The 8674-nt window shown below is 55.8% G+C and carries 6 protein-coding genes and 1 rRNA gene; all 7 read left to right on the plus strand.

All coding sequences use genetic code 11. The features are described 5' to 3' along the window. The first annotated feature begins 50 nt into the window (after positions 1 to 50). On the plus strand, positions 51 to 1025 hold the full coding sequence (locus BLR97_RS12725) for a calcium/sodium antiporter (protein ID WP_089706906.1): 975 nt from the start codon (positions 51 to 53) through the stop codon (positions 1023 to 1025). 236 nt (positions 1026 to 1261) lie between these two features. Beyond that, on the plus strand, positions 1262 to 2671 hold the full coding sequence (locus BLR97_RS12730) for a cytochrome ubiquinol oxidase subunit I (RefSeq protein ID WP_089706907.1): 1410 nt from the start codon (positions 1262 to 1264) through the stop codon (positions 2669 to 2671). Further along, entirely contained in the window at positions 2668 to 3669 is a 1002-nt protein-coding gene (cydB, locus tag BLR97_RS12735; protein WP_089706908.1) for a cytochrome d ubiquinol oxidase subunit II, read from the plus strand. Before BLR97_RS12730 ends, cydB begins: the two co-directional genes overlap by 4 nt. A gap of 4 nt (positions 3670 to 3673) precedes the next feature. Beyond that, positions 3674 to 5350, plus strand: coding sequence for a thiol reductant ABC exporter subunit CydD (cydD, locus tag BLR97_RS12740; RefSeq protein ID WP_089706909.1), 1677 nt, complete (start codon positions 3674 to 3676; stop codon positions 5348 to 5350). Continuing rightward, a complete protein-coding gene (cydC, locus tag BLR97_RS12745; RefSeq protein ID WP_089706910.1) occupies positions 5347 to 7059 on the plus strand; it encodes a thiol reductant ABC exporter subunit CydC in 1713 nt (570 codons plus the stop codon). The genes cydD and cydC overlap by 4 nt, the downstream gene beginning before the upstream one ends. 46 nt (positions 7060 to 7105) lie before the next feature. Continuing rightward, positions 7106 to 8095, plus strand: a complete 990-nt coding sequence (locus BLR97_RS12750) for an adenosine deaminase (protein ID WP_089706911.1) — start codon at positions 7106 to 7108, stop codon at positions 8093 to 8095. 367 nt (positions 8096 to 8462) lie between these two features. Beyond that, a 16S ribosomal RNA gene (locus tag BLR97_RS12755) occupies positions 8463 to 8674 on the plus strand; the annotation flags it as partial.

Below are 8674 nucleotides of genomic sequence, written 5' to 3' on the forward strand. Positions count from 1 at the left end.
GATACGCTCTATCATGTGCGTGTTTAGAATACGCCATCAAAGGGAACCCCATGTTACTTGCTCTAATCGCCGTTGTCGTTGGTCTGGTATTGCTTATATGGAGTGCTGAAAAATTTATCGACGGTGCGGCAGCAACCTCCCGTTGGCTGGGGCTATCGCCTTTGTTAATCGGTATGTTGGTGATTGGTTTTGGTACCTCAGCTCCGGAAATGATGGTGTCGGTATTAGCAGCGATGCAGGGTAACCCCGGCTTGGCGGTGGGGAATGCGTATGGCTCCAATATTGCCAATATCGGCTTGGTGCTGGGCTTTGTGGCTTTGCTGGCTCCGTTGGCTGTGCATTCAAGCGTTGTTCGTAAAGAAATACCACTGTTGCTCGTGGTGATGCTGGTCACTGGGTTAATGCTGTTAGATGGGTGGGTAGCTCGCTGGGAAGCGGCCTGTTTATTGCTGGCGCTGTTAATATTCATCATTGTTAGTGTTGTACGCTCACGGGGCCAGCAAGATGATGCGCTTGTTGCGGAAGTGGCCGAAACGCTGGATAACAAGCCCATGTCGCGCGGCAAAGCGATTATGTGGACCCTGGTGGGGTTAGTGCTGTTAATCGTTAGCTCGCGCCTGCTGGTGTGGGGGGCGGTGGAGATCGCCGTGCGTTTTGGCGTAAGCGATCTGATTATTGGTTTGACGGTAGTGGCCATTGGCACGTCTTTACCCGAATTAGCGTCGTCGATTACCGCGCTTAGGCGTAATGAGCACGATATGGTGCTGGGTAACGTCGTGGGTTCTAATTTGTTTAACAGCCTTGCGGTGGTCGGTTTGGCCGGTGTCATCGCGCCGATTGAAACCGGGCAAGAGGTACTTCAGCGTGATTGGGGCGTCATGCTGGTCATGACCGTACTTATGATGTTGTTTGCGTTTTCCTGGCGGGGCCGCCCGCGGCGCATCAACCGCTTTGAGGGTGGGGGGTTGTTGGCGCTGTTTATTGCCTACACTGGCTATATGGTGAGCTTGGTCGTGTTCGCTTAAGTTACTAATTTTATGGAAACACCCCACCTAAGCCTTAAAAATTGACCTGCGTCAACGCGACACATCGAAAACCCCAAACTCATGCCGCATCTAAGCCGACTAAGCTGTAAACTTGATGGGTAGTTGACCAATAAGCTTAGTATTTACAAGAATAAAGCGTGACCGATAGCGGCTCTACTAAGCTGGTTTTAAGCCCTCGCAAGAGGGGAAATCCAATCAGGTCTTAGGAGCGAATTATGGAGCTCGATCCGCTGTTACTCTCGCGAATACAATTCGCGTTTGTTGTTTGCTTTCACGCCATCTTCCCTGTGTTTACGATCGGTCTAGCGTCTTATATCGCTTTGCTGCACGGCCTGTTCTATAAAACGGACAATCAGGCTTGGGATCGTCTGGCACTGTTTTGGACCAAGGTGTTTGCCGTCGTGTTCGGTATGGGCGTGGTAACCGGCATTGTGATGTCGTTCCAGTTTGGTACTAACTGGAGCAATTTCTCTTATGCGACGTCTAATTTCCTGGGGCCGATGCTCAGCTATGAAGTAGTGACCGCGTTTTTCTTGGAGGCGGCCTTCCTCGGTGTCTTGCTCTTCGGTCGTGGCAAAGTGCCCGAAGGGGTACACCTTTTTGCCGCTATCATGGTAGCAGTGGGCACGTTTATCTCGTCGTTCTGGATACTGTCAGCCAACAGCTGGATGCAGACGCCTAGCGGCTATGAAATGATCGATGGTCACTTCCATATCACCTCCTGGATGGCGGCAATTTTCAACCCATCCTTCTGGTACCGCTTCGCCCATATGGTAATGGCGTCCTTCCTGACCGGTGGTTTCGTGGTGGCGGGTGTCAGTGCCTGGTTCCTGTTGCGTGATCGCGACGTGGAGGCGAATAAAAAAGCGCTCTCGATGTGCCTGTGGCTGCTTTTGTTCCTGGCGCCCGCGCAGGCTGTCATCGGCGATTTCCACGGCCTGAATACGCTCGAGCATCAGCCGACCAAAGTGGCGGCCATGGAAGGTAACTGGGAAACCGGGTCCAACGTTCCGCTTCTGCTATTCGCGCTTCCCGACCAAGAGGCGCAGACCAACCATTTTGAAATCGGCATTCCTAGCCTTGCAAGCATCATACTCACGCACAGCGCCGACGGTGAAATACCTGGCGTCAGCGAAGTGGCCCCTGACGAACAGCCCCCTGTGGCGCTGGTGTTCTGGTCATTCCGCGTGATGGTGGCGATCGGCATGTTGATGATCGGTGTGGCGATTGCGGGCCTGTTGTTACGCCGGAAAGGGCGTGTCTTCCAATCACCGTTCTATCTCAAGACGCTGGTGGGCATGATTGTTTCACCCTTCATTGCCGTGCTTGCCGGCTGGGTTGTTACCGAAGCGGGGCGGGCGCCCTGGTTGGTATACGGTGTCATGACTCATGCCCAGGGGCTGACGCCTTCGCTCACCGGGGGAATGGCGCTCTTTACCCTGATTGGATACGTCGCGGTGTATACCGTCGTGTTCTGGGTAGGTATTTACTACCTGACCCGTGTGGTACGTAACGGCATGCTTCCCGGTACTGCGGAAGTGACCGGCGAAGTTGAGCGGGCAAAACGGCCTTTCTCAGCGGCCCATACGCCGTTCGATGGTGATTTTGAAGGAGCGAGCAAATGATCAGCCTTGACCTTGCAATAATCTGGGCCGGCATTATCGGATTCGGCGTTATCATGTACGTGATCATGGACGGTTTTGATTTGGGGCTGGGGATATTGTTTCCCTTCGCGCCCGACGACGAATCGCGAGATGTGATGATGAACTCGGTCGCGCCGGTGTGGGACGGTAATGAAACCTGGCTGGTTCTTGGCGGTGCCGGGCTACTGGGCGCCTTCCCTCTGGTTTACTCGGTGTTCCTGCCGGCGCTTTATATCGGAGTGTTTTTGATGTTGGCCGGATTGATTTTCCGCGGCATCTCTTTTGAGTTTCGTTTCAAATCCAAGAAAAACCGCCATTGGTGGAACCGGGCATTCTGCGGCGGGTCGGCGGTTGCTGCCTTTGCGCAGGGGGCCGTGGTCGGCGCCTATATCCAGGGCTTTGCCGTTGAAGACTTTGTGTATGTGGGCGGCGCCCTCGACTGGCTAACGCCGTTTTCCGTGCTGACCGGTCTGGGCTTGATGGCGGGCTATGCTCTTTTGGGGGCTACCTGGTTGATCCTCAAGTCTGAGGGCTATGTTCAGCAGTGGGCCTATCGCATCACACCCAAGCTGTTGGTGGCGGTGCTGGTCGTATTTGGCATCGTCAGTCTATGGACGCCCTTGGTAAGCCCTGAAGTGCGCGATCGTTGGCTCAATCAGATCCATCTGATCTGGGTGTTCCCGATCCTTGCCATGGTGTGTGCCTATGTCCTCTACCGGGCCGTTAAGCGTCAGGAAGAAGGCCTGCCGTTTGTCGCCTCGTTAGGACTGTTCATCTTCACCTATTTGGGACTGATCGCGAGCAAGTGGCCGGTCATCGTGCCGCCCAACTACACAATCTGGGATGCCTCCTCGGCACCGGAATCGCAGCTCTTCCTGCTCATCGGCGTGCTGTTTGTCATTCCCATCGTGCTGGCCTACACGGCATGGACGTACTGGGTATTCCGCGGCAAGGTGCGTGTTGGAGAGGGCTATCACTGAGCCCATGGCCTCGACATCTGAGCAAAACGGGTTAACGCCGCGCCGCTGGTTGCAGTCGCTTGCATCGTTGGAGCGCAAGCGACTGAGGGGCGCGGCGTTCCTCGGTAGTCTGGCAGGTTTTCAGACCGTATTCATTGTCACGGGCCTTGCATGGTTGATCGATCAACTGGTGGTGCATGATCGTGCTCCCCGTGATTTATCGTTAGTTTTCATTCTGTTGGCCGTCGCCGTTGTCGTGAGAGCGCTTTGCCAATGGGCATCTGAGCGTCTGAGTCTGGATGCCAGCCTACGGATAAGACGTTACGCGCGCTCACAACTGCTGGACAAGGTCACGGCGCTAGGGCCCGTCTGGTTGACCACTCAGCAAAGCGGCGCCATCGCCGCCCAGGCCGTCGAGCATATTGACGCCCTGGACGGCTATTTTGCGCGTTTCCATCCGCAAATGCGGATTACCGTATGGGTGCCCCTGGTCATCCTTGCGGTGGTGGTTTCGCTGGATTACCTGGCGGCCATTTTTCTATTGCTGGCGGCACCGCTGATACCGTTGTTTATGGCTCTGGTCGGCATGGGGGCTGAGCGCATGAACCGTGATCAGTTCGCAGCGGTGGCCAGACTGTCGGCACATTTCATCGACCGCGTACGCGGGATTACCACGCTCCAGCTTTTCGGTCATACGGTCGCAGCCCAGGAAGCTGTGTGGCAGGCGGCCGATCACTATCGCCGCTTGAGTATGCGCACGCTGAAGCTGGCTTTTCTGTCATCGGCAGTCCTCGAGTTTTTCTCGTCGGTGGCCATCGCCGTGGTGGCCATGTATGTGGGCTTTGGCCTGCTGGGCTACATCGAGTACGGCCCCGCGCCTTCGCTGACGCTTTTTTCCGGGCTGGCCGTGCTGCTGCTGGCGCCGGAGTTTTTTCAGCCGTTGCGCACGCTTTCCATGCACTACCACGACCGTGCAGCGGCATTAGGTGCGGCAGAGAGTATCGTCAATACGCTCAATCAGCCGCCGGTAATGAGAACCGCTTCTCCGCCTGCCACTCAAGATCCAGAGGCGCTGGTAGAGCTTGAAGGCGTTGAGGTCAGCTATGCCGCCCGTGGTGTCGTGCTGGGCTCGTTGGATCTGATTTTACGGCATGGTGATGTGGTGGCGGTTAGCGGCGAGTCGGGTAGCGGAAAGTCAACGCTTTTGGCGTTGCTGGCAGGCTTTGTTGGCGCGAGCCAGGGCGAGTGTCGTCATGCGGCGACGAACCAGGTCGCCTGGCTGGATCAGCAGCCATGTCTTCTGCAGGGCAGTCTGGCCGACAACCTGCGTTTGGCTGACCCTGAAGCGACGCATGAGGCCATGCAGTCGGCGTTAACCCGTGCGGGATTGAACGAGGTGCTGAACGCGCTACCGCAAGGGCTGGACACCCTGCTTGGCGAACGCGGGGTGGGCTTGTCCGGTGGACAGGCGCAGCGGCTTGCCCTGGCGCGCGTTTACCTGAGTAGTGCGCCCTTGGTGCTGCTTGATGAACCTACCGCCAGGCTCGATAGCGCCACGGAAAAAGCGGTCGTTGAGGCCTTGTTAGACTGGGCAAGAGAAGGGCGCACGCTTGTCGTCGCCACTCACCATCCTGCGGTCATCGCGGCGGCGAGTCGTCATCTTCGCGTGGTCAATGGCCAGCTTCAGGAGGTGCTCGCTTGAGTAAAGTCTATCGCCAGTTTTTACCCTGGCTGCGTCTGCTGACCCGACGTCGTCGCGCCCTGATGCTGGGGGCTTTGCTTGCCGGCATCACCTTTCTGTCCGGTGTTGCACTGCTCGGTTTATCCGGGTGGTTCATTACTGCCAGTGCATTAACCGGCATTGCCCTTGCGCTCGGGCTTTCCGTATCGCTCGATGTCTACGTACCCGGTGGTGGCATCCGCTTCTTTGCCTTGTCGCGTACCGTCTCGCGCTATGTAGAGCGGGTTTATAACCATAACAGCGTGCTGGCGTTGCTGGCTGAATTGCGCTTTCACGTCTTTGGCCAATTGACCCGACTGGATGATTTGACCCTGGGCCGACAGCGGGCAAGTGACTGGCTGACGCGGCTCACGACGGACATTGATACCTTAGATAATTTCTATCTGCGGGTGCTTATACCGCCACTGGTTGCCTTGCTGGGCAGTGCGGTCATCGTCGCTTTTATTGCTATTTGGCTTCCCGGTGTCGCTCTTTTCTTGACGGTTGTGCTGAGTCTGCTCTGGCTGGTCACTACCCTGGGGCTGGCAGCCTGGGGGTGGCGGCAAAGCTATCGTCACGTCGCGAACCAGGAAGTGCTGCGCCACCTAGTAGTCGACCAGGTCCAGGGGAGCGCCGAATTGACCAGCTACCGTAGCCATCATTGGCATCGCCGCATCGTGGACTCGCATGAGCATAAGGCGTTGCACAATCAGCGCCTGGTGGGTTCCAGGCTGGCGCTTGGTAATGCTTTGGTGGCGGCGGTTACCAGTCTGGTCGCGTTAGCCGTGCTTTGGGTGGCTGGCGAGATATTTGTGCAAGGCCTGGTGGCAGGCCCCATTGTGGTCATGGCGGTACTGATGGCGTTGGGGGTGAATGAAGCGTTCAGCGTACTACCGAATGCGTTTGTACGCTTGGGGGCAAGTTTTGCTGCTGCCGAGCGACTGAATAAGCTCGCCCAGGCTGACGCTGCGTCCATGGCGGCGCCTGCCGGCAGCACGCTATCTGATCGTGGTGTGTCGTTCGAGCAGGTATCGCTTCGCTACCCAGACGCACTCGATCTGGCGCTGGACGATGTCACTTTTCATCTTCCTGCCGGTAAACGAGCCGTCATTACGGGGATGTCGGGGGCGGGCAAGTCCACACTAGCGTCGCTGCTCATGGGGCGTCTAGCCGCGACGCGTGGGGCTGTCCATGTGCTGGGCAAGGTGCCGACTGAATTATCGATGACGTATCGTGCAGAGCACATGGCAATGCTGACGCAACAGGTGGATTTATTTGATGATTCACTGGCCGAAAATTTACGCATTGCGGATCCGTCAGCCACTGACGAGCGACTTTGGCAGGTGCTTGGCGACGTGGCCTTGGCAGACTGGGTACAGCAACTGCCTAAGGCGCTTGATACCCCAGTGGGTGAAAAGGGGCAGCAGCTGTCGGGAGGGCAGGCGCGGCGGGTTGCCTTGGCGCGGCTGATGCTGCGTGACCCTGATGTGGTGATCCTTGATGAGCCCTTTGCCAGCGTAGACGAGGTGACCGCTCGGTATGTCGCCACCTCGCTTGATCGTTGGCTGGCCGGCAGAACGGTCATCTATTTTGTCCATCAAATCGACCAACCTGACTTATTGCCACGTATCGATTACCACTGGCACCTTGATGCAGGTAAGCTTAGTGCGATGCCCATTGACGGAAGCTAATCAGCGGTTTGCTTATTTTCGTCGCATGTTTACCAAGGAGCCCCGTATGCACGACTTTTTGCGTCAACTTCCCAAAGTAGAGCTCCATCTACATATTGAAGGGTCGCTCGAACCCGAGTTGATGTTTGCTTTGGCCCAGCGCAACGGTATTGAGTTGCCCTATGCCAACGTACAAGAAGCAAAAGACGCCTACGATTTTAATAATCTGCAGGAGTTTCTGAACCTTTATTACCAGGGCATGAATGTGCTTCGCACTGAAGCGGATTTTTATGATCTGGCCATGGATTATTTCCATCGAGCCCGCCGGGAGGGTGTTGTGCATATTGACATGCATTTTGATCCCCAGGCGCATCTACAGCGGGGCGTGCCGTTGGAGGTGGTCATGGGCGGCCTGTTGAAAGCCAAGCAGGAGGCTGAGCAGTCCATGGATTTCTCGGTTGGAATGATCATGGCCTTTTTGCGCGATCGCCCCGCCGATGAGGCCCTGCATGTGCTTGAACAGGCCGCACCCTACTGGAAGTTGATTGATGCGATAGGCCTGGATAGTGCCGAGCGTGACCATCCGCCGGAAAAATTCACATCACTCTTTCAGCGTGCCAAGGAAATCGGGCTCGCGCGTGTAGCCCATGCCGGTGAAGAAGGCCCGTCGGCCTACATTACCCAAGCCCTTGATCTCCTGGACGTAGAGCGTATTGATCACGGCGTACGTTGTCTGGAAAGCAGTGACGTGGTGGAGCGTCTTCGTCGTGACAATGTCGTGTTGACGGTGTGTCCGCTATCCAATGTGTGTCTGAAGGTGGTGGATGACTTGCGCGACCATCCTTTACCCGAGCTATTGGACGAAGGGCTTAACGTCACCATCAGCTCCGATGACCCCGCGTATTTCGGTGGTGGCATGCTGGCCAACCATGTTGCATGTGCTGACGCCTTTGGTTGGTCTGAAGAGGTGTTTGATCAATTAACCCGAAATGCAATAGAGGCGGCTTTCGTATCCACTGACCGGCGCACTGATTTATTGAGTCGTCTGGATCGCTAATATGTAGGGCCTAGAATGCGATATTTCATGCTGGGCCATGCCGCTAAAAGCCTAGTCTTTGCACAAGAGTCATTGGCGAAATCGCTATTGGTGAGAAATTATGTAGGTGGCGGTTGACCCTGAAAAAAAAACGCGTATTATACGCACCACGTTGAAGGCAACGCACTTCAACAGCTCTTTAATAATTTGATCAGGTAATTCATGTGGGCGCTTGCCGATGAGGGTGATAAATCACCGAATATCAAGGCAAGCGGTCATGAGAACGAAAGTTTTTAAACAACAGTTTGAATGAATTCGTTTGAACCTTGAGCCAAGCTTGGTTCGCTTCTGCCACTTTCGAGCGGCAGGTAAGAACCACATCGATCTTAAACTGAAGAGTTTGATCATGGCTCAGATTGAACGCTGGCGGCAGGCCTAACACATGCAAGTCGAGCGGTAACAGATCCAGCTTGCTGGATGCTGACGAGCGGCGGACGGGTGAGTAACGCATAGGAATTTACCCGGTAGTGGGGGATAACCTGGGGAAACTCAGGCTAATACCGCATACGTCCTACGGGAGAAAGGGGGCTTTGGCTCCCG

Source organism: Vreelandella arcis, assembly GCF_900103865.1.
Lineage (GTDB): Bacteria > Pseudomonadota > Gammaproteobacteria > Pseudomonadales > Halomonadaceae > Vreelandella > Vreelandella arcis.

Coding starts and splice junctions, on each gene's coding strand:
- BLR97_RS12725 (WP_089706906.1), top strand. CDS start 51: ATGTTACTTGCTCTAATCGCCGTTGTCGTTGGTCTGGTATTGCTTATA.
- BLR97_RS12730 (WP_089706907.1), top strand. CDS start 1,262: ATGGAGCTCGATCCGCTGTTACTCTCGCGAATACAATTCGCGTTTGTT.
- cydB (WP_089706908.1), top strand. CDS start 2,668: ATGATCAGCCTTGACCTTGCAATAATCTGGGCCGGCATTATCGGATTC.
- cydD (WP_089706909.1), top strand. CDS start 3,674: ATGGCCTCGACATCTGAGCAAAACGGGTTAACGCCGCGCCGCTGGTTG.
- BLR97_RS12750 (WP_089706911.1), top strand. CDS start 7,106: ATGCACGACTTTTTGCGTCAACTTCCCAAAGTAGAGCTCCATCTACAT.